The organism is Citrobacter sp. CK206, from assembly GCF_030333125.1.
Lineage (GTDB): Bacteria > Pseudomonadota > Gammaproteobacteria > Enterobacterales > Enterobacteriaceae > Citrobacter_B > Citrobacter_B koseri.
The window spans coordinates 83,873-106,823 of sequence record NZ_JAOWGM010000029.1 but is presented as its reverse complement, the minus strand read 5'-3'; the positions used below and the strand labels follow the sequence as shown (position 1 = coordinate 106,823).

Here is a 22,951-nt window from a genome sequence, read left to right as displayed (position 1 = left end):
TACTATGTCTCGTAATACTGAAGCAACTGACGATGTCAAAACCTGGACCGGTGGTCCACTGAATTATAAAGAAGGCTTCTTCACCCAGTTACAGACTGACGAGCTGGCAAAAGGCATCAGCGAAGAGGTCGTGCGTGCGATTTCCGCCAAGAGAAATGAGCCGGAGTGGATGCTGGAGTTTCGCCTTAATGCGTACAAAGCCTGGCTTGAGATGGAAGAGCCGCACTGGCTGAAAGCGCACTACGATAAGCTGAATTATCAGGATTACAGTTATTACTCTGCGCCATCGTGCGGTAACTGCGATGAGACGTGCGCGTCAGAACCGGGTGCAGTACAGCAAACCGGTGCGAATGCGTTTCTCAGCAAAGAGGTGGAAGACGCCTTCGAACAGCTTGGCGTACCGGTACGTGAGGGTAAAGAGGTGGCGGTGGATGCCATTTTCGACTCCGTTTCCGTTGCCACCACCTACCGGGAAAAGCTGGCGGAACAGGGCATCATCTTCTGTTCGTTTGGCGAGGCGATTCACGATCACCCTGAGCTGGTGAAGAAATATCTGGGCACCGTGGTGCCGGGTAATGACAACTTTTTTGCTGCGCTGAACGCTGCGGTAGCGTCTGACGGCACCTTCATTTATGTGCCGAAAGGCGTTCGTTGCCCGATGGAGCTGTCAACCTATTTCCGAATCAACGCGGAAAAAACAGGGCAGTTCGAACGCACCATTCTGGTGGCGGATGAGGGCAGCTACGTCAGCTACATCGAAGGGTGTTCTGCGCCAGTGCGCGACAGCTACCAGCTGCACGCGGCGGTGGTAGAGGTGATCATCCACAAAGATGCCGAAGTAAAATATTCCACCGTGCAAAACTGGTTCCCCGGCGATAACAACACCGGCGGGATACTGAACTTCGTCACCAAGCGCGCGCTGTGCGAAGGTGAAAACAGCAAGATGTCGTGGACGCAGTCCGAAACAGGGTCGGCTATCACCTGGAAATACCCGAGCTGCATTCTGCGCGGCGATAACTCCATCGGTGAGTTTTACTCTGTGGCGCTAACCAGCGGTCATCAGCAGGCCGACACCGGCACCAAAATGATCCACATCGGTAAGAACACCAAATCGACCATTATTTCAAAAGGGATCTCCGCCGGGAATAGCCAGAACAGCTATCGCGGGCTGGTGAAGATCATGCCGACGGCAACCAACGCCCGTAACTTTACCCAGTGCGACTCAATGCTGATTGGCGCGGACTGCGGCGCGCACACCTTCCCGTATGTCGAGTGTCGTAATAACAGCGCCCAGCTTGAGCACGAGGCGACGACGTCGCGGATCGGTGAAGATCAGCTCTTTTACTGCCTGCAACGCGGCATCAGCGAAGAGGATGCCATCTCGATGATTGTTAATGGCTTCTGTAAAGACGTCTTCTCTGAACTGCCGCTGGAATTTGCCGTTGAAGCGCAAAAACTGCTGGCGATCAGCCTTGAACACAGCGTCGGTTAAGTATTAAGGAAAGCACATGTTAAGCATTAAAGATTTACAGGTCAGTGTGGAAGATAAAGCGATTCTGCGCGGTCTGGACCTCGACGTCAGACCCGGAGAAGTGCATGCCATTATGGGGCCGAACGGTTCCGGGAAGAGTACGCTCTCCGCGACGCTGGCGGGCCGTGAAGATTATGAAGTGGTTGGCGGCGCTGTCGAATTTAAAGGCAAAGATTTACTGGAACTGTCGCCAGAGGATCGGGCGGGCGAAGGCATCTTTATGGCGTTCCAGTATCCGGTAGAAATTCCTGGCGTCAGCAACCAGTTTTTCCTGCAAACAGCGCTGAATGCCGTGCGCAGCTATCGTGGTCAGGAGTCGCTGGATCGTTTTGATTTTCAGGATCTGATGGAAGAGAAAATCGCGCTTTTGAAGATGCCGGAAGATTTGCTGACCCGTTCGGTGAACGTGGGCTTCTCCGGCGGTGAGAAGAAACGTAACGATATTCTGCAAATGGCGGTGCTGGAGCCGGAACTGTGCATCCTTGATGAGTCTGACTCCGGGCTGGATATTGATGCGCTGAAAATTGTCGCGGAAGGCGTCAACTCGCTGCGTGACGGTAAACGATCATTCATTATCGTGACGCACTATCAGCGTATTCTGGACTACATCAAACCTGATTACGTCCACGTCCTGTATCAGGGGCGGATTGTGAAGTCCGGCGATTTCACTCTGGTCAAACAACTGGAGGAGCAAGGATATGGCTGGCTTACCGAACAGCAGTAACGCGCTGCAACAATGGCACCATCTGTTTGAGGCGCAGGGCGAATCCCGCTCGGCGCACGCGCAGCAGCATTTACAACAGATGCTGCGCCTGGGGCTGCCGACGCGTAAGCATGAAAACTGGAAATACACGCCGCTGGAAGGGTTGGTCAGTAGCCAGTTTGTCAGCCGTTTTGCCGAGGTTACTCAGGAACAGCGCGACGCGCTGGCGCTGGATATCGACGCTTTGCGTCTGGTGTTTGTTGACGGCCAGTTCAGCCCGCAGCTTAGCGACAGCGCTACAGCCAGCGGTTTCGACATTGCGATCAACGACGAACGTCAGGCACTGGGCGCACCGGTTCAGCCGGAGGTTTTCCTGCATCTGACGGAAAGCCTGGCGCAGAGCGTGACGCACATCAGCGTTAAGCGCAACCAGCGGCCCTCTAAGCCGTTGCTGCTGATGCACATCACGCAGGGGCTGGAAGGCGATGAGGTCAACACTGCGCACTACCGTCACCACCTGGAACTGGCGGAAGGGGCAGAGGCGACGGTGATAGAGCACTATGTCAGCCTTAACGCGGCACGGCACTTTACCGGGGCGCGTCTGACCATGAACGTGGCGGCGAATGCGCATCTGCACCACATCAAACTGGCGTTTGAAAACCCGGTGAGCCATCACTTTGCCCATAACGACATTCTGCTGGCGGCGGATGCAAGCGCGCACAGCCACAGTTTCCTGTTGGGCGATGCCGTGCTGCGACATAACACCAGCACCCAGTTAAACGGTGAAAACACCACGCTGCGGATTAACAGTCTGGCGATGCCGGTGAAAAACGAAGTGTGTGATACCCGTACGTGGCTGGAGCACAACAAAGGTTACTGCAACAGCCGTCAGTTGCATAAAACCATTGTCAGCGATAAAGGTCGGGCGGTATTCAATGGCTTGATCAACGTGGCGCAGCACGCCATTAAAACCGACGGACAAATGACCAATAACAATCTGCTGCTCGGTAAACTTGCCGAGGTGGACACCAAACCGCAGCTGGAGATTTACGCCGATGACGTGAAATGCAGCCACGGGGCGACGGTAGGACGGATTGATGACGAGCAGATGTTCTACCTGCGTTCACGCGGGATTGGAGAGCAGGATGCCAGACAGATGATTCTCTACGCGTTTGCCGCTGAGTTGACGGAAGCCCTCGGCGATGACGCGCTTAAACAACAGGTGTTGGCGCGAATAGGGCTTCGCCTGCCGGGAGGCATAGCATGACATTTCCCATCGAAAAAGTGCGGGCTGATTTTCCCGTCCTGACGCGTGAAGTCAACGGGCTGCCGCTGGCGTATCTGGATAGCGCGGCCAGTGCGCAAAAGCCCAACCAGGTGATTGACGCTGAGGCGGAGTTTTACCGTCATGGCTATGCGGCGGTGCACCGGGGCATCCATACGCTGAGCGCGCAGGCCACCGAGAAGATGGAAAATGTGCGTAAACAGGCATCGCTGTTCATTAACGCCCGTTCAGCGGAAGAACTGGTGTTCGTGCGCGGGACGACAGAGGGCATCAACCTTGTTGCCAACAGCTGGGGGCCGGAGAATGTTCGGGCTGGCGATAACATCATCATCAGCGAGATGGAGCACCACGCCAATATCGTCCCCTGGCAGATGCTGTGCGCGCGTACAGGGGCGGAACTGCGCGTCATTCCGCTCAATACGGACGGCACGTTGCCGCTGGATACGCTCCCGTCGCTGTTTGATGAGCGTACCCGACTGCTGGCTATCGCGCATGTGTCGAACGTGCTGGGAACGGAAAACCCGCTTCCTGAAATGATCGCGCTGGCGCATCAGTATGGCGCGAAAGTGCTGGTCGATGGCGCGCAGGCGGTAATGCACCATGCGGTGGATGTTCAGGCGCTGGATTGTGATTTTTACGTTTTCTCCGGGCATAAGCTGTATGGCCCCACCGGTATCGGCGTGCTGTATGTCCGGGAGGAACTGCTTCAGGATATGCCGCCGTGGGAAGGCGGCGGTTCGATGATTGCGACCGTTAGTCTGACGGAAGGGACGACCTGGACCAAAGCGCCCTGGCGTTTTGAGGCGGGGACGCCGAACACGGGCGGAATTATCGGTCTTGGCGCCGCCATTGAATACGTTTGTGCGTTAGGGCTGGCGGAAATCAGCGAATATGAACAAAACCTGATGCACTATGCGCTGGAACAGCTGGCGGACGTGCCGGAGTTGACGCTATATGGCCCGGCTAACCGGCTGGGGGTCATCGCCTTTAATCTGGGCAAACACCACGCCTATGACGTGGGTAGCTTCCTCGACAATTACGGTATCGCCGTACGAACCGGCCATCACTGCGCAATGCCGCTGATGACGTATTACAACGTTCCCGCCATGTGCCGGGCGTCGATAGCAATGTATAACACCCATGAAGAAGTGGATCGTCTGGCAACCGGGCTAAAACGTATTCACCGCTTACTGGGATAACAGGGAGACGCTATGGCTGCGCTACCAGATAAAGAAAGATTGCTGCGTAATTTTCAGCGTTGCGCCAATTGGGAAGAAAAGTATCTGTACATTATTGAACTGGGGCAGCGTCTGGCGGAATTAAATGAGCAGGATCGTCGCCCGGAAAATAGTATTCAGGGATGTCAGAGTCAGGTATGGATTGTTATGCGTCAGAACGCTGACGGCGTTATTGAATTGCAGGGCGACAGCGATGCAGCAATAGTAAAAGGGTTAATTGCCATCGTCTTCATTTTGTATCATCAGATGACGCCACAGGATATTGTGAATTTTGATGTGCGGCCGTGGTTTGAAAAAATGGCGCTGACGCAACATCTCACGCCCTCCCGTTCACAAGGACTGGAAGCAATGATTCGCGCGATCCGCGCCAGAGCCGCAACTCTTAGCTAAACTGAAAAGACGTAGAACGCCAGATGGCGTACAGCTCTACGTGACTCGTAGGCCGGATAAGGCATTTAACCGCCATCCGGCAAAACGCCAGGGGGGTGGATATGAAACGTGCGTCTCTCATTGCAGTTACACTTTTCGGCGCTTACAGCGCATTTCAGGCGGCCTGGGCAGTGGATTACCCCTTGCCGCCAGCAAACAGTCGCCTTGTCGGGCAGAATCAAACCTATACCGTGCAAGCGGGGGATAAAAACTTACAGGCGATTGCCCGGCGTTTTGATACTGCCGCAATGCTGATCCTGGAGGCAAATAATACCATCGCGCCGGTCCCTAAACCGGGGACGCCGATTATCATTCCATCTCAACTGTTATTACCCGATGCGCCGCGTGAAGGCATTATTGTGAACCTGGCGGAGTTACGACTCTATTATTTCCCGCCGGGTGAAAATAGTGTTCAGGTTTACCCTATCGGTATTGGTTTAGAGGGGCTGGAAACGCCGGTAATGGCGACGCGCGTCGGGCAAAAAATCCCGAATCCGACCTGGACGCCGACGGCAGGTATCCGCAAACGCTCGCTTGAACGCGGCATTACGCTGCCGCCGGTGGTGCCCGCCGGGCCAAATAACCCGTTAGGACGCTTCGCCCTGCGCCTGGCATACGGCAACGGTGAGTATCTCATTCATGGCACCAATGCCCCGGACAGCGTCGGGTTACGCGTCAGTTCCGGCTGTATTCGGATGAACGCGCCAGACATTAAAGCTCTGTTTGCGCAGGTCAGAACGGGAACGCCGGTACGGGTGATTAACGAACCGGTGAAATTCGCCGTGGAACCAAATGGAATGCGTTACGTTGAAGTACATCGCCCGCTGTCGCCTGAAGAGGAGCAAAACGTACAGACGATGCCGTATGTGCTGCCAGCAGGCTTTACGCAGTTTAAGGCGACTCAGGAGGTGGATGAGCGTCTGGTGGAAAACGCGCTGTATCGCCGGGCGGGATATCCAGTTGCCGTTACATCAGGGCAGGCGCCGGTAGCTTCTGGTCGCTCAGTGGTGGAGTCCGCGCAAAACAGCCAACCCGGAAGCGGCGTTGAAACCCGGGCAACGCAGTAGCAGAGAAGGGAAAACACAGGCAAAAAAAATGGCGCACAATGTGCGCCATTTTTATTACACAGGTACTATTACTTACGGTATTTAGTAGCCTGGTTGTCCAGACGCTGGTTAGCGCGAGCTGCGTCGTCTTTAGCAGCCTGAACGTCGGAACGCATTGCGTTCACGTCGTTGCTCAGCTGGTCAACTTTAGCGTTCAGAGTCTGAACGTCAGAAGACAGCTGATCGATTTTAGCGTTGCTGGAGCAACCAGCCAGCAGAGTAGAACCCAGGATTACCGCGCCCAGTACCAGTTTAGTACGATTCATTATTAATACCCTCTAGATTGAGTTAATCTCCATGTAGCGTTACAAGTATTACACAAACTTTTTTAGGTTGAGAATATTTTTTTGACGGGAATGCACTTATTTTTGATCGTTCGCTCAAAGAAGCATCGAATTGAGCTAAAATGGCTAAAAAACCGAGTGAAAACAGAATCCTTCCATCGGATTCGTCTTAGATAATCTGCGATTAGATAGTGAAATCCGATTTGATTTTTTATTAAGAGTGGCTATCGATTAAATAAAAAAAGCGCCGCGAGGGCGCTTTTTATTCAGAAAATTAATTCACACAGGAATTATTACAGGACGTGAACAGATGCGGTGTTGGTCGTGCCGCTCGGTACCAGCGCGCCGGAAACCATGACCACAACGTCGCCTTTCTGGCCCAGACCGCTCTGTAGAGCGACTTCTTTACCCAGACGGTAGAAGTCGTCAGTAGAGTTAATTTCTTTCACCAGCTGCGGCACAATGCCTTTGCTCAGCACCAGCTGACGCGCGGTCACTTCGTTGGTGGTCAGCGCCAGGATGGTAGCGTCCGGGAAGTATTTACGCACTGCGCGAGCAGATTTACCGCCCTGAGTTGCAACGACAATGACCGGCGCTTCCAGTTTTTCGGCAGTTTCAACCGCGCCGCGGCACACTGCTTCGGTGATGCGCAGTTTACGGCTGTCGTTATTGAAATCCAGACGGCTGGTCATTACGCGGTCAGTACGCTCGCAGATGGTCGCCATGATGGTGACGGCTTCCAGCGGGTATTTTCCTTTTGCGGATTCGCCGGACAGCATCACTGCGTCGGTGCCGTCGAGGATGGCGTTCGCCACGTCGCCAGCTTCTGCGCGGGTCGGACGCGGGTTCTTGATCATGGAATCCAGCATCTGAGTCGCGGTGATAACGACTTTACGTGCGCGGATACATTTTTCGATGATCATCTTCTGCGCGAAGATAACTTCTTCAACCGGGATCTCAACGCCCATGTCGCCACGAGCAACCATGATGCCGTCAGACGCTTCGAGGATCTCATCGAAGTTGTTCAGGCCTTCCTGGTTTTCGATCTTGGAGATGATCTGGATGTTCTCGCCGCCGTGCGCTTTCAGGTGCTCACGGATTTCAACAACGTCAGAACGCTTACGGATAAAGGACGCGGCAACAAAGTCAACGCCTTGTTCGCAGCCGAAGATCAGATCCTGTTTGTCTTTTTCAGCCAGTGCTGGCAGCGCGATGGAAACGCCCGGCAGGTTAACGCCTTTGTTTTCGCCCAGGTCGCCGTTGTTCAGCACTTTACAGATAACCTTGTTACCTTCGATCGCGGTGACTTCCATGCCGATCAGACCATCGTCGACCAGTACGGTGTTGCCTACGGACAGGTCAGAAGTGAAACCTTCGTAAGTGACGGCAACCATTTCGCTGTTGCCGATAACGGATTTGTCCGTTGTGAAAGTGAAGGTCTGGCCCGCTTTCAGGGAGACGTCATTACCACCTTCCAGCTTAATGGTACGGATTTCCGGGCCTTTGGTATCGAGCAGGATTGCGGCTTTTTTACCGGTTTTGCTCATTACGTTGCGCAAATTCTTGATGCGCTGACCGTGTTCTGCATAGTCACCGTGAGAGAAGTTCAGACGCATAACGTTCATGCCTGCGTCCAGCATTTTGGTTAACATCTCTTCAGATTCGGTTTTCGGACCGATGGTGCAAACAATTTTCGTCTTTTTCATGACAGTCTTAGTCTTTAAGTTGAGAAGGATATGGAAATCTGGCTTCAGGGGCGCACGGCCTTGAAGCTAAACCTGTGTTGCGAAAGTGGTGTTGCCTCGCTCTAAGGATAGGTGACATCGAAAGAGCGTGCAGAGGAATGTGTGCTCGTGTTTCAGCCCAACGGGATGGCGTGTTTTTTAGTCGTTGAGTTTTGCAGTCCAATGCGCTGAAACCATTCAAGAGACAATTGGCGCGCATTATACGCTGAAATTTACACAAAAGGAAAATGAAAACAGCGTTTCAAAAAACATCTGTGCAGATTCACAACAAATTGTTATTAAAGCGTTAATTATGATCCTTGCGTTATGCCGCCCGGGAAAGGGCGGCGTTGCGCAACTACCCGGCGAGCGCCTGAGCTAAATCGTCCTGCAAATCCTGAACATCTTCAATGCCCACTGACAGGCGAATCAATTGCGGGGTGATGCCATTCGCCAGACGCTGCTCAAGCGGAATAGAGGCGTGAGTCATGGTAAACGGCTGGCTGACGAGGCTTTCAACACCGCCCAGGCTTTCCGCCAGGGTGAATAATTTCAGCCGCGTGATAACGTCAGTGGCGCGCTGGTCATCGCCTTTTATGACGATGGAGATCATCCCGCCGAACTGTGACATCTGCTGGCGCGCAAGGGCGTGCTGAGGATGCGACGCCAGCCCCGGATACCAGACGTGTTCTACCGCCGGATGTTTTTCCAGCCATTGCGCCAGCGTCAGCGCATTGCCGCTGTGCCGCTCAATTCGCAAGGCCAGCGTGCGAATACCGCGTAATGTCAGAAAACTGCTAAATGGGTCCAGTACGCCGCCGACGGCGTTTTGCAGATAACCCAACTGTTGTGCGAGCGCCGGGTTGTCCCCGACGACCGCCAGTCCGGCGACGACGTCTGAATGGCCGTTCAGGTATTTTGTCGCGGAATGCACCACGATATCGAACCCCAGATCAAGAGGACGATGGATCAACGGCGAAGCGAAGGTGTTATCGGCCACGCTGATAAGCTGGTGGCGACGCGCGATATCGGCAATGGCCGCCAGATCGGCCAGTTTTAGTAACGGATTTGTCGGCGTTTCTACCCAGATCATGCGGGTATCAGGACGAATCGCGGCTTCAATACCGGCCAGATCGTCAGGTTTCACCCAGCTTACCTGTAATCCGGCGCTGCGACGGCGCACATTTTCAATCAGTCGATAGGTGCCGCCATAGACATCGTCAATCGCCACCAGATGGCTGTCTTTATCGAGAAGTTCAAGCACGGTAGCGATGCCCGCCAGACCGGACGCGAAGGCATAACCTTGCGTACCGCCTTCCAGCTCGGCAATGGCGGTTTCCAGCGCATGGCGCGTTGGGTTGCCGCTGCGTGAATATTCATATCCGGTATGCTGACCCGGCGCGGGTTGCGCAAACGTCGATGTCGCATAAATCGGCGGCATAACGGCGCCGTGCGCGTCAGAAAAGGTTCCGCTATGGACGCTAAGTGTGGAATACGATTTCATGAGAGTTCCTTATTTATCCAGGCGGTTGCGCCAGTGGGTGAGCACATCGCTACGGGTGACCAGACCGAGGAACTGGTCGTTGTCGACAATCACAGCCACCTGGCCGCGATCAAAAATAGGTTTCAGCGCGCTTTCCGGTTCACGTTTATCAAGCCGGACTACCTCGCGCGTCATCGCTTCTTTTACCGGGAGGGAAAAACGCGGGTTATCGCCCTGAATATGCGTAATCAGATCCCATTCGTCGATAATGCCGATAAGCTGATCCTCCTGAAGAACCGGCAACTGCGAAATATCGTACAGGCGCATACGCGCCAGCACGGTTGCCAGCGTATCGTCCGGCGCAGCGGTCACGGTTGCCCCTTCGTCATGACGTAAGGCGATGAAGTCGCTCAGATCGCCAGCCTGTGGCCGGGTGATGAGCCCTTGCTGGCGCATCCAGTCATCGTTAAACATTTTCGAGAGATACTTATTGCCGCTATCGCAGGCGAAGGTCGCCACGCGCTTTGGCTGCGTCTGCGCCTGGCAGTAGCGCAGGGCGGCGGCGAGCAGCGTACCGGTCGATGAACCGGCAAGGATGCCTTCGGTTCTGAGCAACTCGCGCGCCGTGGCGAAGGCGTCTTTATCGCTGATGCGAAAGGCCTGTGAAACGGATTCGATGTGGGCGAGCGGCGGAATAAAGTCCTCGCCAATCCCTTCAACCAGCCAGGAACCGGCGGTGCCGAATGTGCCTGTCTCGACCTGATCGGCAAGGATTGAACCGGCGGGGTCGGCCAGCACGAACTCCGTGTGCGGGGAGTGTTCGCGAAACCATGCCTGTAAACCGCCCAGCGTGCCGCCGGAACCGACGCCGACTACGATGGCGTCAATGCGGCCATCCATCTGGGCAAACAATTCGGGGGCGGTGGTGGAAGCATGCGCCAGCGGGTTCGCGGCGTTGTTGAACTGATCAATATAGAAGGCGCCGGGCGTCTCCTGCGCCAGACGGCGTGCGTAATCCTGATAATAGGCCGGATGACCTTTGTTGACGTCTGAGCGGGTTAATACCACCTGTGCGCCAAGCGCGCGTAAATGGAAGATCTTCTCACGGCTCATTTTGTCCGGCACGACCAGCGTCAGGGCATAACCTTTTTGCGCGGCGATCAGCGCCAGCCCCAGCCCGGTGTTGCCCGCCGTCGCTTCAATAATCGTGCCGCCGGGTTTTAGCAGCCCCTGTCTTTCCGCTTCATTGATCATAGAAAGTGCGACGCGATCTTTAATCGAACCGCCTGGATTCTGGTTCTCCAGTTTCAAAAAGAGTTCGCTTACGCCGCTATTCAGCTTATGCAACTGAAGCAGCGGCGTATTGCCAATCAGTTCCGTTACGGAGTGAAACGTTGTCATGGTGAATATCCGTCAGTGAATAACATGACGAAATAATAGGGTTGCCAAAATGCACGCCTAAAGAATGTTTGTCTGTGAATAAGAACAGAATGGAATATAAAACGCTATTTGGATGGCAGGACGTTTAGCCGTGCAGTCGTCTGGCGGTGTTGATGGCCGAATTACCCTGTTTTTGTCGATTAATTCAACAGTTTACGCTGCTCGCGTTAAGGATAATGCCGCTCCCCGCATAAAGGTTGCCGAAATTGTACTAAAGCCATTTTCCCGCGCTGCGCCTCTCTTATTCCTTGTGGATATATCAAATTCCTTTTTGGTCATTTAAAAGCAGAAACACCCTGATTACACTCGTTTGGACATCCATACTGCTAAACAGCTAAAAGCACTGGCAGGATAACCATAAGCAGCAGCGGATACGATAACGATATGATCGTCCTGAAAAATATTTCGAAAGTTTTTACGCCCGGCAAGCTGTCCATTACCGCAGTGGATAACGTTAATCTGACGGTTGAACAGGGACAAATTTACGGGATTATTGGCTACAGCGGCGCCGGAAAGAGTACGTTGATTCGTTTGCTGAACGGTCTGGAAAAACCGACCGTGGGCAGCGTGACCATCAATGGTCATGATATTTCAGCGGCGACAGGAGAGTCCCTGCGCCAGGCGAGGCTGAAAATCAGCATGGTGTTTCAGCACTTTAATTTGCTGTGGTCGCGTACCGTCAGCGAAAACATCGCTTTTTCTATGCAAATCGCGGGCGCGCCAAAAGCAAAAATCAAGGCGCGGGTGGCGGAGCTGATCGACCTGGTGGGGTTAACCGGGCGTGAGAATGCTTACCCATCCCAACTGAGCGGCGGGCAAAAGCAACGTGTGGGGATTGCCCGTGCGCTGGCAAATAACCCGGATGTGCTGCTCTGCGACGAGGCGACTTCCGCGCTGGACCCGCAAACCACCGATCAGATTCTGGATCTGCTGCTCGATATTAATCGCCGCTTCCAGCTCACGATTGTGCTTATTACCCACGAGATGCATGTGGTGCGCAAAATCTGCGATCGCGTTGCGGTGATGGAAAACGGCAGAGTGGTGGAGGAAGGCGATGTGCTGAACGTCTTTACTCATCCGCAACAGCCGATTACCCGGCAGTTTGTCCGCCAGGTAAGTCAGTATGCCGAAGAGGAGGCGTTTAACCCGCAGCTGGCGAGCGAGCTGGGCGGGACGGTGATTAAGCTGACCTTCACCGGGCACAGTACGCATCAGCCGATCGTAGGGGAGCTTACCCTGCGTTACGGCCTGCCTTTCAATATCTTACACGGCAAGATGACGCAAACCGCGCATGGCGTGTTTGGCCAACTGTGGCTGCACGTCGTGGCGACGGAAGAGCAACTGAATAATATTCTGGCGGATTTGCGGCAGAGCGATATTGAAGGTGAGGTAGTACAACATGGTTGAGAATCTGTTTCCCCATCTGAAATGGGAACAACTTTTTGCGGCAACGCAGGAAACGCTCTATATGACGGCGCTTTCCGGTATCGCGACGTTTGTGCTGGGGATTGTACTGGGGCTGGCGCTATTTTTGACCGCGCGCGGCGGGCTGTTTCAGAACCGCACGCTGTATAGCGTCATTTCGCTGGTGGTGAATATTTTCCGCTCGATCCCGTTCATCATTTTGATCGTCTTACTGATCCCGTTTACCAAGGCGCTGGTCGGCACCATTCTCGGCGCGAACGCTGCGCTGCCAGCGCTGATTGTCGGGGCGGCGCCGTTTTATGCGCGTCTGGTTGAAATCGCACTGCGCGAGGTCGACAGAGGCGTGATTGAAGCCACGCGTTCGATGGGCGCACGTCTCAGCACACTTATTTTTCGGGTTTTACTGCCTGAATCATCACCCGCACTGGTGTCCGGGATCACCGTGACGCTGATTGCGCTGGTCAGTTACAGCGCGATGGCCGGAGTGATTGGGGCAGGCGGTTTAGGGAACTTGGCTTATCTGGAAGGATTCCAGCGCAACCACAACGACGTCACGCTGGTGGCGACGGTGACTATCCTGATCATCGTCTTCATTATCCAGTTCTGCGGCGATGTGATCACCTCTCTGTTAGATAAACGCTAATAAAATACGGAAACCATTATCATGAAAAAATCACTGACATTACTCGCCGCAGCAACCTTAAGCGCCCTGAGCTTTGCCTCCTGGGCGGATACGCTGACCGTTGGCGCCTCTAACGTACCGCATGCGGAAATCCTTGAGCAGGCGAAACCGATTCTGGCGAAACAGGGGATCGATCTGGAGATTAAACCTTTCCAGGATTACATTCTGCCGAATACCGCGCTGGCCGGTCGTGAAATCGACGCCAACTACTTCCAGCATATCCCGTACCTGAATAGCGTGCTGAAAGATCATGCGGGTGATAAAACCTATGATTTCGTCAGCGCCGGGGCGATTCATATTGAGCCGATCGGCATCTACTCTAAAAAATACAAATCGCTGAAAGATCTGCCGGAAGGCGGCAGGATCATTATGCGTGACGCGGTCTCTGAAGAGGGACGTATTCTGTCGATTTTTGAAAAAGAGGGCGTGATCAAACTGAAGCCGGACGTGGATAAGGTCAGCGCGCGCATCAGCGACATCGTGGATAACCCGAAAAAACTGAAGTTCCTGCCGAACGTGGAAGCGGCGCTGTTACCACAGATGTACAACAACGATGAAGGCGATGCGGTGGTGATTAACGCCAACTACGCTATCGACGCAGGTCTGGACCCGGTTAACGATCCGATCGCCGTTGAGAGCGGAGAAAACAATCCGTACGCCAACATCATTACCGTACATCGTGGCGACGAGAAGAAAAAAGACATCGTGGCGCTGGTTGACGTTCTGCACTCAAAAGAGATTCAGGACTGGATCCGCACGAAGTACAAAGGCGCGGTGATTCCGGTCAATAACTAATACCACGTAGTGCCGGATAGCGTGACGCTTATCCGGCCTATAAAAGAGCCTGGCCGAACGGGTGAGCAAGTTACAGAGTGTGAGGTGACGGATATCGGTTAAGTTGAATAGTCACTCTGTTTATTTGTTTGATTTATTTGAGTTTTGTCTTCATGGTTAGAGTGATATATGCTGTTTGTTTGTGCTGGCGATGAGAGACAATAATGGGAAACCTGACAAAAGACGACGAACTGTACCGTGAGATGTGCAGAGTGGTTGGCAAAGTGGTTCTGGAGATGCGCGACCTGGGGCAAGAGCCAAAGCATATCGTGATTGCGGGAGTGTTACGAACCGCCATGGCGAACCAGCGACTCCAGCGCAGCGAACTTGAAAAACAGGCGATGGAAACGGTTATCAAAGCCCTGGCAGGATAATTCTCTCAGGGATGGCGCTCGCTTCGTCATCCCTTATTCCCGGTATTTAAATTCTTCACCTTGTAAATAATCAGATATCGCGTTTATATTAATATCGATATGTATATTAATATATAACGAAGGCGATTGATATTAATAATGGGAACGAGGTCACATTATTAATTATTAATAGATTGCCGTGTTTTATATCCTCTAAATGATAATAAATATCACTCCGCTTTTATTATTTCACTTCCGGTTTTTAATTGATAACGATCAAAGTTAATAGCACTGAATAACCACATTATTTATGTACCTAACTCTTTGGGATTAGTCTATTTGTATTTAATGATATGACGTATGCGATCCGGTTAGGGCAAAACATCGGGTGTTGTCAGCACTGTGTTTGCGAAGAGGATGCGAAATAAATGAACCAGGTCGAACGTCCAATATTAGATTTTGGCTTAACGCGGCTCGAATTTCTGCGTATATCAGGAAAGGGTCTGGCAGGATTAACTATCGCTCCCGCGCTGCTGTCACTTTTTGGCTGCAAACAGGAAGACGTTGATAGCGGTACGGTAGGACTGATAAACACGCCCAAAGGGGTATTAGTGACTCAACGCGCCCGCTGCACAGGCTGCCATCGCTGCGAAATCTCCTGCACCAATTACAACGATGGTGCCGTGGGCTCGTTTTTCTCCCGCATTAAGATTCACCGTAATTACTTCTTTGGCGACAATGGCGTTGGCTCCGGCGGCGGCCTGTATGGCGATTTAAACTACACCGCAGATACCTGTCGCCAGTGTAAGGACCCGCAGTGCATGGAGGTCTGCCCAATCGGCGCAATTACCTGGAAACAGGACGATGGCTGCATCGCGGTTGATCATAAGCGGTGTATTGGCTGTAGCGCCTGCACCACTGCCTGCCCCTGGATGATGGCTACCGTAAACAGCGAAACGAAAAAATCGTCAAAATGTGTTTTATGCGGCGAGTGCGCCAGCGCCTGTCCAACAGGGGCGCTGAAAGTTATCGAGTGGAAAGATATTACTGTTTGAATCTTGCAAAGGAAAACATTATGGCTAACGGTTGGACAGGTAATATATTACGGGTCAATCTTACAACAGGCGATATTACCCTCGAAGATTCCAGTAAATATAAAAAATTTGTCGGTGGAATGGGGTTCGGCTACAAAATTATGTATGACGAAGTCCCGCCAGGCACGAAACCTTTCGATGAAGGAAATAAACTGGTATTTGCCACCGGCCCGCTGACCGGATCTGGCGCGCCCTGTAGTTCCCGCGTCAATATCACTTCGCTCTCTACGTTTACTAAAGGTAATTTGGTTGTCGACGCGCATATGGGCGGCTTCTTTGCGGCACAAATGAAATTTGCCGGGTACGACGCGATTATTATTGAGGGTAAATCCGCTTCGCCTGTGTGGATCAATATTAAAGATGACAAGGTCAGCCTCGAAAAAGCAGATTTTCTGTGGGGCAAAGGGACGCGCGCCACGACCGAAGAGATCTGCCGTATGACCAGTCCGGAGACCTGCGTGGCGGCCATTGGTCAGGCGGGTGAAAACCTGGTGCCGCTCTCCTGTATGCTCAACAGCCGTAACCACAGCGGCGGGGCGGGAACCGGCGCGGTGATGGGGTCGAAAAATCTCAAGGCCATTGCCGTTGAAGGCACCAAAGGGGTCAATATTGCCGATCGCAAAGAGATGAAGCGGCTGAATGACTACATGATGACGGAGCTGATTGGCGCCAATAATAATCATGTTGTGCCGAGCACCCCGCAGGCATGGGCGGAATTTTCCTCACCGGCCTCGCGCTGGACGGCGCGTAAAGGCTTGTTCTGGGGGGCCGCAGAGGGCGGGCCTGTTGAAACCGGCGAGATCCCGCCGGGTAATCAGAATACGGTCGGCTTTCGCACCTATAAATCCGTGTTTGACTTAGGTCCGGCGGCTGAAAAATACACCGTGAAAATGAGCGGTTGCCACTCATGCCCGATCCGCTGCATGTCGCAGCTCAATATTCCACGGGTAAAGGATTTTGGCGTACCGAGCACCGGGGGGAATACCTGCGTGGCAAACTTTGTCCATACCACGATCTTCCCGCACGGCCCGAAAGATTTTGACGACAAGGACGATGGCCGCGTTATCGGCAATCTGATCGGTCTGAACCTGTTTGACGACTACGGTATCTGGTGTAACTACGGGCAGTTGCACCGTGACTTCACGTATTGCTACAGCAAAGGCGTGTTCAAGCGCGTGCTTCCGGCTGAGGAATATGCGGAGATCCGCTGGGATCAACTGGAAGCGGGCGATCCCAACTTTATCAAGGATTTCTACTATCGCCTGGCGCATCGCAAAGGAGAGTTGAGCCATCTTGCGGATGGTTCATACGCCATTGCCGAGCGCTGGAATCTGGGTGAGGAATACTGGGCGTACGATAAAAACAAACTGTGGTCGCCGTTTGGCTATCCGGTACACCATGCTAACGAAGCGTCGGCGCAGGTGGGGGCAATTACCAACTGCATGTTTAACCGTGACTGCATGACCCACACCCACATCAACTTTATTGGTTCTGGTTTACCGCTGAAGCTACAGCGAGAGGTCGCGGCGGAACTGTTTGGTTCTGAAGACGCCTACGACGAGACTAAAAATTACACGCCGATCAACGCGGCGAAAATCAAGTATGCCAAATGGACGCTGCTCAAAGTTTGCCTGCATAACGCCGTGACGCTGTGCAACTGGGTCTGGCCGATGACCGTTTCGCCGTTAAAGAGCCGAAATTATCGTGGGGATCTGGACCTGGAAGCGAAATTTTTCCAGGCGGTGACCGGGGATGAAACCACCCAGGCGAGCCTTGATTTAGCCGCAGAACGTATCTTCACGCTCCATCGCGCCTATACCGTCAAACTGATGCAGACCAAAGACATGCGCAATGAACACGATCTCATCTGTTCGTGGGTTTTTGACAAGGACCCCAACATTCCGGTGTTCACTGAAGGGACTGACAAAATGGATCGCGACGATATGCGTGAATCCCTGACGCTCTTTTATACCGAGATGGGCTGGGACCCTGAACTGGGATGCCCGACGCGAGAAACGTTGCATCGCCTCGGTCTTGAGGATGTCGCCGCCGATCTGGCCGCGCAGAATCTGCTGCCAGCGTAAGGAAGGTGAGATGAGTCATTCAGAGGGCGAACACTCCACGCCTGAGGTGGATATTGAAAAGCGGCAGTGGCTGCAAGGCTTACATCAGCATGAAAGGCGAGTGGATGAACCTGCGCCTCCCGCGAGTCCGGCAGAGATCATGGCGGAGTTCATCCGCCAGCATTCTGCTTCAGGCCAGCTGGTGGCTCGCGCGCTTTTCCTGCAACCGCCGTATTCAGTGGAGGAAGAGGCGTTAATGCCGCTGCTGGAGACGCTGCTTCAGAGCGAGACAGGGGCGGATATCGCCTGCGTGCAGGGTGCTCAGGATGATTATTACTACTCGACGCAAACCATGACCGCTAACTATGCCGACATGTGTGTGCAGGTGGTGGAGAACGATATTTGCCGGGCTATCGCACAGGCGGTGCGTTTTGATTGCCAGACCTATCCGCGACCCTACAAGGTCGCCATGCTGGAACAACCGCCATACCGCTTTGCGCCGCAGCAAATAGAGACAGCCCTTGCCGCGATCGACACGCACCCGGATTACGCGGATATTCGCCGTGTGGCGTCGTCCAACGACGTGCCGTATCTGTTTAGCGAACGTTTTATGAGCTACGGCAAGGCATATGGCTTATGCGAATGGCTTGAGGTTGAGCAGTTTCAGAATCCCTGATTGTTCAGGGTGATGTCATGGAAAGCGTGGGCGATCGCTGCCACCGGATTAGAGGATAACCAGATGTCCTTCACTCGACGAAAATTTGTGCTTGGTATGGGGACGGTGATTTTTTTCAGCGGGCCCGGCCAAAATTTGTTAGCGAACACGAAGAATAGCAAAGCGGTGCGTTATGCCATGATTCATGACGAATCCCGGTGTAACGGCTGCAATCTCTGCGCCCGGGCGTGTCGCAAGACCAACCATGTTCCGGCTCAGGGCAGTCGTTTATCCATCGCGCATATTCCTGTTTCGGATAATGAAAACGAAACCGTTTATCACTATTTCCGCCAGTCCTGCCAGCACTGTGAAGATGCGCCCTGTATCGATGTTTGCCCGACTGGTGCCTCCTGGCGTGATGAGCGCGGTATTGTGCGGGTAGATGAATCGCGTTGTATCGGCTGTAGCTACTGTATAGGCGCTTGTCCGTATCAGGTGCGTTATCTCAATCCACAAACCAAAGTGGCGGATAAATGCGACTTTTGCGCCGAATCTCGCCTGGCAAAGGGGTTCCCGCCGATTTGCGTGAATGCTTGCCCGGAGCACGCATTGATTTTTGGTCGTGAAGACAGCCCGGAAATTCAGACCTGGCTGAAGGAGAACAAATTCTATCAACACCAACTCGCAGGCGCCGGAAAACCGCACCTGTATCGCCGGTTCGGTCAACATTTGATTAAAAAGGAAAATGTATGAACGCGTCGCAGAATGCTGAACAGTTCCATGTCCAACTGGCGAACTATGTCCCCGTGTTTTCTCCCGAATACTGGCCTGTCTGGTTAGTCATCGCCGGACTGATGCTGGTAGCGATGTGGCTGGTGTTGGGGCTGCATGCCATGCTGCGGTTTCGCGCCGCCAACAAAGCCGCGGCCGGTCACGGTGAAAAGGTTTACCTGTACTCAAAAGCGGTGAGATTGTGGCACTGGTCGAACGCGCTACTGTTTGTGCTCCTGCTTGGCAGTGGGCTGATCAATCATTTCTCGCTGGTTGGCGCGTCGGTGATGAAGAGCCTGCTGACGGTGCATGAGATCTGCGGTTTTCTGCTGCTGGCGTGTTGGCTGGGTTTTGTTTTGATCAACATGCTGGGCGGCAACGGACACCATTATATTATTCGCCGCGAGGGCTGGATTGGCCGGGCGATGAAGCAGACCCGCTTCTATCTGTTCGGCATTATGCAGGGTGAGGAACATCCGTTTCCCGCCACCACACAGTCTAAATTCAACCCGTTACAGCAGGCCGCTTATCTCGGGGTGATGTACGGCCTGGTGCCGCTGTTGCTGATAACCGGACTACTGTCGCTTTATCCGCAGGCGGCGGGCGATCTGTTCCCCGGCGTGCGTTACTGGCTGTTGCAGGCGCATTTCGCGCTGGCGATCGTTAGTCTCTTTTTTATCTTCGGTCATCTTTACCTTTGCACGACAGGTCGTACGCCCGGTGAGACCTTCCGCTGCATGGTTGATGGCTATCATCGGCACTAACGGATGATCATTACGCGAGAGGATTTACGTACCTGGCGAGTCGGGCCCGTCATCTATCGTTGGTTTGTCCGTCGTTTTCCGAATGGCGGCAGCTACGCCGACGTGCATCGGGCGCTGAGCAGTGAAGGCTATCTCGACTGGGCAAATAGTCTGGTGGAATATGCCTGGTCGCGCTGGCTGGATGAGGAGAGCTTTGCGCGTCAGGATATCAGCGCGATGGACAGCCTGGTGAATGCGCAGTCGCACCACGGTAATAGCGAACACATTGCCTGCGCGGACGATAACGTTCATCTGGGATGTGCGGGCGATAACGTCAAAATTGCCAGCGTGGGGTACGCTTCGCAGATTGCCAGCGCGGGGTACTGCGCGCGCATTGGCAGCGCAGGCTACAACACGCATATAGGCTGTTCCGGCGATCGCGCGCGGGTGGCGGTGGCTGGGAACTCAACCCGCGTAAGCTGCGCCGGTGACGGGAGTCGTATTGCCAGCGCGGGAATGCGGGTGCGCATCAGCACGCTGGGTGACAGGAGCAATATTGCCAGCAATGGCGATCTGGCGCAGGTTGTCAGCTTTGGCGCCAATGCCAGAATTGCCAACAGCGGAGAGAATGTTCATCTCGTTACCAGCGGTGACAATGCGGTCATCGCCAGCACCGGGCACGTTGACTCCCTGATACTGGGGCCCGGCGGCTGTGCCGCGCTGGCGTATCACGATGGCGAACGTACCCGTTTCGCCGTTGCCATTGAAGGCGAGAACAACATACGCGCCGGGGTAAAATATCGCCTCAACGAACAACATCAGTTTGTTGAGTGTTGAGCCGTTTATCGGATGGCAAATCGTCGACGGGTGAATCTCTCCAGGCCAAAACAGAGCAGGTAATAGACCAGTCCGGTAAAGATAAAAATGGCCGCCGGGTAAATCTGTACCCGGTTATTCACCTGACCGGCGACGGTAGTCAGTTCAGGAACATTAACAATAAACGCCAGCGACGTGTCTTTCAGCAGGCCGATAAAAATGCCGGTCAATGACGGCATTACATTGCGTAGCACCTGGGGAAGCAGAATGAGCCATAATGCCTGAAACGGGCGAAATCCCTGCACTACCGAGGCGTCGTACTGCCCGGCAGGAAGCGCGTTTATGCCAGCATAAACGGAGTGCATCACCGATGCCGCAGTAAACCAGGCCAGCGCCAGCGTGACGGTAACGGCGCCGGGAAGATCGCTTCCGGTAAGCATTGGCAGCAAATACCACATCCAGAAGATCACGAAGATCAGCGGAATGCCGCGAATAAATTCCGCCCAGAGAAACAGCCCATTACGGATAACGCCCGGAAATCGCCAGGCAAGACAGGCGAGAACCACCCCGCCGGGAAGCGCCAGCACGCCAGCACCCAGCGCCATCAACAATGTGAGAAGCACGCCGCCGGGTTGACCATCAGCAGCGCGTCCCCACAGCAGGTAATCCAGATTGTCGGTAATGACCGAAATATTAGCGATCATGGTGTGGACTCCTGAGGCTGAAAATACGCGTTTTGGGCTTCACTCTTTTGGTCGGGGCGGGGTTTAGCCGCGCCAGTAGCAGACCCAATACAATGCCGGTCAGCAAATAGAGCGCGGTGCCGACGGCAAAGGCTTCCAGAGCATGGGCGTTATAGCTTTCAATTTGTCGCACCTGATAGGTCAGTTCGGCAAAGCCGATACCGCTGGCAAGCGATGAAAGTTTCATCAGGTTAAGGTATTGCCCCACGATGGGTTGCCAGGCGTTTGCCAGCCCTTGGGGGAGCAGAATATGGCGGAGGGTCGTCCATGCGGAAAAACCTTGCGATACCGCGGCCTCTCGCTGCCCGGCGGATACCGCCTGCAACCCCGAGGCGATCTCCTCAACCAGGAAGGCCGATGTGAATACCCCCAGACCCCATGCGGAGCAGAGGAATTCTGGCGTCAGCCACCAGACATCGCCAGGCAGGATCGACCAAAAATGGTCGGTATTAACGAAATCAATCACGTCACGGGGCAGAAAATTCCATGCTGCGAAGTACCAGAACATCAACTGCACAAGCAGAGGCGTATTGCGAAACAGCGAGACCCAGGCGGCGACCAGACGGCGACCGAATGCGTTGCCGGAGAGACGTAGCGCGAGCAGGATAATCGCCAGCAGTGTCGACAGCAAAACGCCTGCCAGCGTGACCCAGAGCGTGGTCAAAAAACCCGAGATGACCCATTGCAGAGGTTGCCCGCTCAGCACCCCCTGCCAGTCCAGAGTAAGCATTATAACGATGACTCCTGGTGTAACGGATCGAGCACTTTCTTCAGGAAGCGCTGGGTTCTGGGGTGCTGCGGACGGGTAAAAAATGCTTCAGGCGAGGCGACTTCCAGAATATCGCCGCCGTCGATAAACACGACACGGTCGGCAATTTCGCGCGCGAAGTGCATCTCGTGCGTAACGACGATCATGGTGATCCCGCTGTGGGCAAGGTTCTTCATGACCTGTAAGACTTCGCCGATCATTTCCGGGTCCAGCGCGGATGTTGGCTCATCAAAAAGGATAATTTGCGGAGAGGAGGCCAGCGCGCGGGCAATGGCGACGCGCTGCTGCTGTCCACCAGAGAGCTGGGCGGCAAATGCGTCGGCTTTTTCAGCCAGACCCACCTGGTCCAGCAACTCGCGGGCTCGCTGGCGGGCGGCCTCTTTATTCCAGCCATGCACATATTCCAGCGCCAGCGTAATGTTCTGCTGCGCCGTCAGATGGGCGTAAAGGTTGAATTGCTGGAATACGAATCCGATGCGGCTGCGTAACTGGCGCAGCGCTGCGCCCTTGAGCTGACCAATGGGCTTATCGTCGATAAAAATATCGCCGCCGCTTAATGACTCAAGCTGGTTGATGAGTCGAATAAGCGTGGATTTTCCCGAACCGGATGGCCCAAGGATGGTAACGACTTCTCCGGGTTCCACCGTCAGATTGACACCGTTTAATACCCGGTGCCCGTCGTACTGTTTGATCACATCGCGCAGTTCAACGCGCGCCTGACGCAAATGCGTAAAATCCGCAGCCGAAGCTGCGGAGCGGGTAAACAAACCTGAGAGCATA

Annotated in this window: 24 protein-coding genes; 16 read left to right on the top strand and 8 right to left on the bottom strand. The window is 53.9% G+C overall.

The window, feature by feature from the left end; translation table 11 throughout:
• The first annotated feature begins 4 nt into the window (after nt 1–4).
• The 6 genes from sufB to ldtE all read left to right on the top strand — a co-directional run bounded on the left by sufB (nt 5) and on the right by ldtE (nt 6,253).
• Nucleotides 5–1,492: a Fe-S cluster assembly protein SufB gene (gene sufB / locus OGX81_RS15310; RefSeq protein WP_012132585.1), complete on the top strand. Its 1,488-nt coding sequence runs from the start codon at nt 5–7 to the stop codon at nt 1,490–1,492.
• Between the two features lie 16 nt (nt 1,493–1,508).
• On the top strand, nt 1,509–2,255 hold the full coding sequence (gene sufC / locus OGX81_RS15305; protein ID WP_104868722.1) for a Fe-S cluster assembly ATPase SufC: 747 nt from the start codon (nt 1,509–1,511) through the stop codon (nt 2,253–2,255).
• Complete coding sequence (sufD, locus tag OGX81_RS15300; protein WP_104868721.1) at nt 2,230–3,501, top strand: Fe-S cluster assembly protein SufD; 1,272 nt, start codon at nt 2,230–2,232, stop codon at nt 3,499–3,501. The genes sufC and sufD overlap by 26 nt, the downstream gene beginning before the upstream one ends.
• On the top strand, nt 3,498–4,718 hold the full coding sequence (gene sufS, locus OGX81_RS15295; RefSeq protein WP_104868720.1) for a cysteine desulfurase SufS: 1,221 nt from the start codon (nt 3,498–3,500) through the stop codon (nt 4,716–4,718). Before sufD ends, sufS begins: the two co-directional genes overlap by 4 nt.
• A 12-nt stretch (nt 4,719–4,730) precedes the next feature.
• Nucleotides 4,731–5,147 (top strand): cysteine desulfuration protein SufE, encoded by a 417-nt coding sequence (sufE, locus tag OGX81_RS15290; RefSeq protein WP_049011812.1) that lies wholly within the window; start codon nt 4,731–4,733, stop codon nt 5,145–5,147.
• 101 nt (nt 5,148–5,248) lie between these two features.
• The gene (ldtE, locus tag OGX81_RS15285) at nt 5,249–6,253 is read left to right on the top strand and encodes a L,D-transpeptidase LdtE (protein ID WP_104868719.1); all 1,005 of its coding nucleotides are present in this window, start codon (nt 5,249–5,251) and stop codon (nt 6,251–6,253) included.
• 68 nt (nt 6,254–6,321) lie between these two features.
• On the opposite strand, the gene lpp is transcribed toward ldtE, so the two are convergent.
• From lpp to OGX81_RS15260, 5 genes are all read right to left on the bottom strand, one after another.
• Nucleotides 6,322–6,558 (bottom strand): murein lipoprotein Lpp, encoded by a 237-nt coding sequence (lpp, locus tag OGX81_RS15280; protein ID WP_001082307.1) that lies wholly within the window; start codon nt 6,556–6,558, stop codon nt 6,322–6,324.
• A gap of 311 nt (nt 6,559–6,869) precedes the next feature.
• Nucleotides 6,870–8,282 (bottom strand): pyruvate kinase PykF, encoded by a 1,413-nt coding sequence (gene pykF / locus OGX81_RS15275; RefSeq protein WP_012132579.1) that lies wholly within the window; start codon nt 8,280–8,282, stop codon nt 6,870–6,872.
• Between the two features lie 7 nt (nt 8,283–8,289).
• The gene (gene ynhH, locus OGX81_RS15270) at nt 8,290–8,484 is read right to left on the bottom strand and encodes a protein YnhH (protein ID WP_244264181.1); all 195 of its coding nucleotides are present in this window, start codon (nt 8,482–8,484) and stop codon (nt 8,290–8,292) included.
• A gap of 174 nt (nt 8,485–8,658) precedes the next feature.
• A complete protein-coding gene (locus OGX81_RS15265; RefSeq protein WP_012132577.1) occupies nt 8,659–9,804 on the bottom strand; it encodes a trans-sulfuration enzyme family protein in 1,146 nt (381 codons plus the stop codon).
• Between the two features lie 9 nt (nt 9,805–9,813).
• On the bottom strand, nt 9,814–11,184 hold the full coding sequence (locus tag OGX81_RS15260) for a pyridoxal-phosphate dependent enzyme (RefSeq protein ID WP_071258175.1): 1,371 nt from the start codon (nt 11,182–11,184) through the stop codon (nt 9,814–9,816).
• Between the two features lie 423 nt (nt 11,185–11,607).
• On the opposite strand from OGX81_RS15260, the gene OGX81_RS15255 reads away from it, so the two are divergent.
• From OGX81_RS15255 to ydhT, 10 genes are all read left to right on the top strand, one after another.
• Nucleotides 11,608–12,630: a methionine ABC transporter ATP-binding protein gene (locus OGX81_RS15255; RefSeq protein WP_047457318.1), complete on the top strand. Its 1,023-nt coding sequence runs from the start codon at nt 11,608–11,610 to the stop codon at nt 12,628–12,630.
• On the top strand, nt 12,623–13,291 hold the full coding sequence (locus OGX81_RS15250; RefSeq protein ID WP_012132573.1) for a methionine ABC transporter permease: 669 nt from the start codon (nt 12,623–12,625) through the stop codon (nt 13,289–13,291). The genes OGX81_RS15255 and OGX81_RS15250 overlap by 8 nt, the downstream gene beginning before the upstream one ends.
• Before the next feature lie 21 nt (nt 13,292–13,312).
• Nucleotides 13,313–14,125, top strand: a complete 813-nt coding sequence (locus OGX81_RS15245) for a MetQ/NlpA family ABC transporter substrate-binding protein (RefSeq protein ID WP_012132572.1) — start codon at nt 13,313–13,315, stop codon at nt 14,123–14,125.
• A 203-nt stretch (nt 14,126–14,328) separates the two neighbouring features.
• Nucleotides 14,329–14,538: a fumarate hydratase FumD gene (gene fumD / locus OGX81_RS15240; protein WP_012132570.1), complete on the top strand. Its 210-nt coding sequence runs from the start codon at nt 14,329–14,331 to the stop codon at nt 14,536–14,538.
• Between the two features lie 407 nt (nt 14,539–14,945).
• Nucleotides 14,946–15,572 (top strand): ferredoxin-like protein, encoded by a 627-nt coding sequence (locus OGX81_RS15235; RefSeq protein WP_104868718.1) that lies wholly within the window; start codon nt 14,946–14,948, stop codon nt 15,570–15,572.
• 20 nt (nt 15,573–15,592) lie between these two features.
• On the top strand, nt 15,593–17,695 hold the full coding sequence (locus tag OGX81_RS15230; protein WP_047457312.1) for an aldehyde ferredoxin oxidoreductase: 2,103 nt from the start codon (nt 15,593–15,595) through the stop codon (nt 17,693–17,695).
• 10 nt (nt 17,696–17,705) lie between these two features.
• The gene (locus OGX81_RS15225) at nt 17,706–18,350 is read left to right on the top strand and encodes a YdhW family putative oxidoreductase system protein (protein WP_104868717.1); all 645 of its coding nucleotides are present in this window, start codon (nt 17,706–17,708) and stop codon (nt 18,348–18,350) included.
• A 63-nt stretch (nt 18,351–18,413) separates the two neighbouring features.
• The gene (locus OGX81_RS15220) at nt 18,414–19,082 is read left to right on the top strand and encodes a 4Fe-4S dicluster domain-containing protein (RefSeq protein WP_070518460.1); all 669 of its coding nucleotides are present in this window, start codon (nt 18,414–18,416) and stop codon (nt 19,080–19,082) included.
• On the top strand, nt 19,079–19,864 hold the full coding sequence (phsC, locus tag OGX81_RS15215; RefSeq protein WP_047457305.1) for a thiosulfate reductase cytochrome B subunit: 786 nt from the start codon (nt 19,079–19,081) through the stop codon (nt 19,862–19,864). The genes OGX81_RS15220 and phsC overlap by 4 nt, the downstream gene beginning before the upstream one ends.
• A 3-nt stretch (nt 19,865–19,867) precedes the next feature.
• Nucleotides 19,868–20,680, top strand: coding sequence for a protein YdhT (gene ydhT / locus OGX81_RS15210; RefSeq protein WP_104868716.1), 813 nt, complete (start codon nt 19,868–19,870; stop codon nt 20,678–20,680).
• Between the two features lie 5 nt (nt 20,681–20,685).
• Here the strand turns inward: ydhT and OGX81_RS15205 are convergent, their stop codons facing one another.
• Genes OGX81_RS15205 through OGX81_RS15195 form a run of 3 tightly spaced genes read right to left on the bottom strand, consistent with a single transcriptional unit; the run spans nt 20,686 to nt 22,950 of the window.
• The gene (locus tag OGX81_RS15205) at nt 20,686–21,363 is read right to left on the bottom strand and encodes an amino acid ABC transporter permease (protein ID WP_012132563.1); all 678 of its coding nucleotides are present in this window, start codon (nt 21,361–21,363) and stop codon (nt 20,686–20,688) included.
• Complete coding sequence (locus OGX81_RS15200; RefSeq protein ID WP_049010155.1) at nt 21,353–22,132, bottom strand: amino acid ABC transporter permease; 780 nt, start codon at nt 22,130–22,132, stop codon at nt 21,353–21,355. Before OGX81_RS15200 ends, OGX81_RS15205 begins: the two co-directional genes overlap by 11 nt.
• Nucleotides 22,132–22,950, bottom strand: coding sequence for an amino acid ABC transporter ATP-binding protein (locus tag OGX81_RS15195; protein WP_012132561.1), 819 nt, complete (start codon nt 22,948–22,950; stop codon nt 22,132–22,134). The genes OGX81_RS15200 and OGX81_RS15195 overlap by 1 nt, the downstream gene beginning before the upstream one ends.
• Between the last annotated feature and the right edge of the window lies 1 nt (nt 22,951).

What these genes read in the sequence shown, in the direction of transcription:
- sufB (WP_012132585.1), top strand. Translation starts at nt 5, where the DNA reads ATGTCTCGTAATACTGAAGCAACTGACGATGTCAAAACCTGGACCGGT.
- sufC (WP_104868722.1), top strand. Translation starts at nt 1,509, where the DNA reads ATGTTAAGCATTAAAGATTTACAGGTCAGTGTGGAAGATAAAGCGATT.
- sufD (WP_104868721.1), top strand. Translation starts at nt 2,230, where the DNA reads ATGGCTGGCTTACCGAACAGCAGTAACGCGCTGCAACAATGGCACCAT.
- sufS (WP_104868720.1), top strand. Translation starts at nt 3,498, where the DNA reads ATGACATTTCCCATCGAAAAAGTGCGGGCTGATTTTCCCGTCCTGACG.
- sufE (WP_049011812.1), top strand. Translation starts at nt 4,731, where the DNA reads ATGGCTGCGCTACCAGATAAAGAAAGATTGCTGCGTAATTTTCAGCGT.
- ldtE (WP_104868719.1), top strand. Translation starts at nt 5,249, where the DNA reads ATGAAACGTGCGTCTCTCATTGCAGTTACACTTTTCGGCGCTTACAGC.
- lpp (WP_001082307.1), bottom strand. Translation starts at nt 6,558, where the DNA reads ATGAATCGTACTAAACTGGTACTGGGCGCGGTAATCCTGGGTTCTACT.
- pykF (WP_012132579.1), bottom strand. Translation starts at nt 8,282, where the DNA reads ATGAAAAAGACGAAAATTGTTTGCACCATCGGTCCGAAAACCGAATCT.
- OGX81_RS15265 (WP_012132577.1), bottom strand. Translation starts at nt 9,804, where the DNA reads ATGAAATCGTATTCCACACTTAGCGTCCATAGCGGAACCTTTTCTGAC.
- OGX81_RS15260 (WP_071258175.1), bottom strand. Translation starts at nt 11,184, where the DNA reads ATGACAACGTTTCACTCCGTAACGGAACTGATTGGCAATACGCCGCTG.
- OGX81_RS15255 (WP_047457318.1), top strand. Translation starts at nt 11,608, where the DNA reads ATGATCGTCCTGAAAAATATTTCGAAAGTTTTTACGCCCGGCAAGCTG.
- OGX81_RS15250 (WP_012132573.1), top strand. Translation starts at nt 12,623, where the DNA reads ATGGTTGAGAATCTGTTTCCCCATCTGAAATGGGAACAACTTTTTGCG.
- OGX81_RS15245 (WP_012132572.1), top strand. Translation starts at nt 13,313, where the DNA reads ATGAAAAAATCACTGACATTACTCGCCGCAGCAACCTTAAGCGCCCTG.
- fumD (WP_012132570.1), top strand. Translation starts at nt 14,329, where the DNA reads ATGGGAAACCTGACAAAAGACGACGAACTGTACCGTGAGATGTGCAGA.
- OGX81_RS15235 (WP_104868718.1), top strand. Translation starts at nt 14,946, where the DNA reads ATGAACCAGGTCGAACGTCCAATATTAGATTTTGGCTTAACGCGGCTC.
- OGX81_RS15230 (WP_047457312.1), top strand. Translation starts at nt 15,593, where the DNA reads ATGGCTAACGGTTGGACAGGTAATATATTACGGGTCAATCTTACAACA.
- OGX81_RS15225 (WP_104868717.1), top strand. Translation starts at nt 17,706, where the DNA reads ATGAGTCATTCAGAGGGCGAACACTCCACGCCTGAGGTGGATATTGAA.
- OGX81_RS15220 (WP_070518460.1), top strand. Translation starts at nt 18,414, where the DNA reads ATGTCCTTCACTCGACGAAAATTTGTGCTTGGTATGGGGACGGTGATT.
- phsC (WP_047457305.1), top strand. Translation starts at nt 19,079, where the DNA reads ATGAACGCGTCGCAGAATGCTGAACAGTTCCATGTCCAACTGGCGAAC.
- ydhT (WP_104868716.1), top strand. Translation starts at nt 19,868, where the DNA reads ATGATCATTACGCGAGAGGATTTACGTACCTGGCGAGTCGGGCCCGTC.
- OGX81_RS15205 (WP_012132563.1), bottom strand. Translation starts at nt 21,363, where the DNA reads ATGATCGCTAATATTTCGGTCATTACCGACAATCTGGATTACCTGCTG.
- OGX81_RS15200 (WP_049010155.1), bottom strand. Translation starts at nt 22,132, where the DNA reads ATGCTTACTCTGGACTGGCAGGGGGTGCTGAGCGGGCAACCTCTGCAA.
- OGX81_RS15195 (WP_012132561.1), bottom strand. Translation starts at nt 22,950, where the DNA reads ATGCTCTCAGGTTTGTTTACCCGCTCCGCAGCTTCGGCTGCGGATTTT.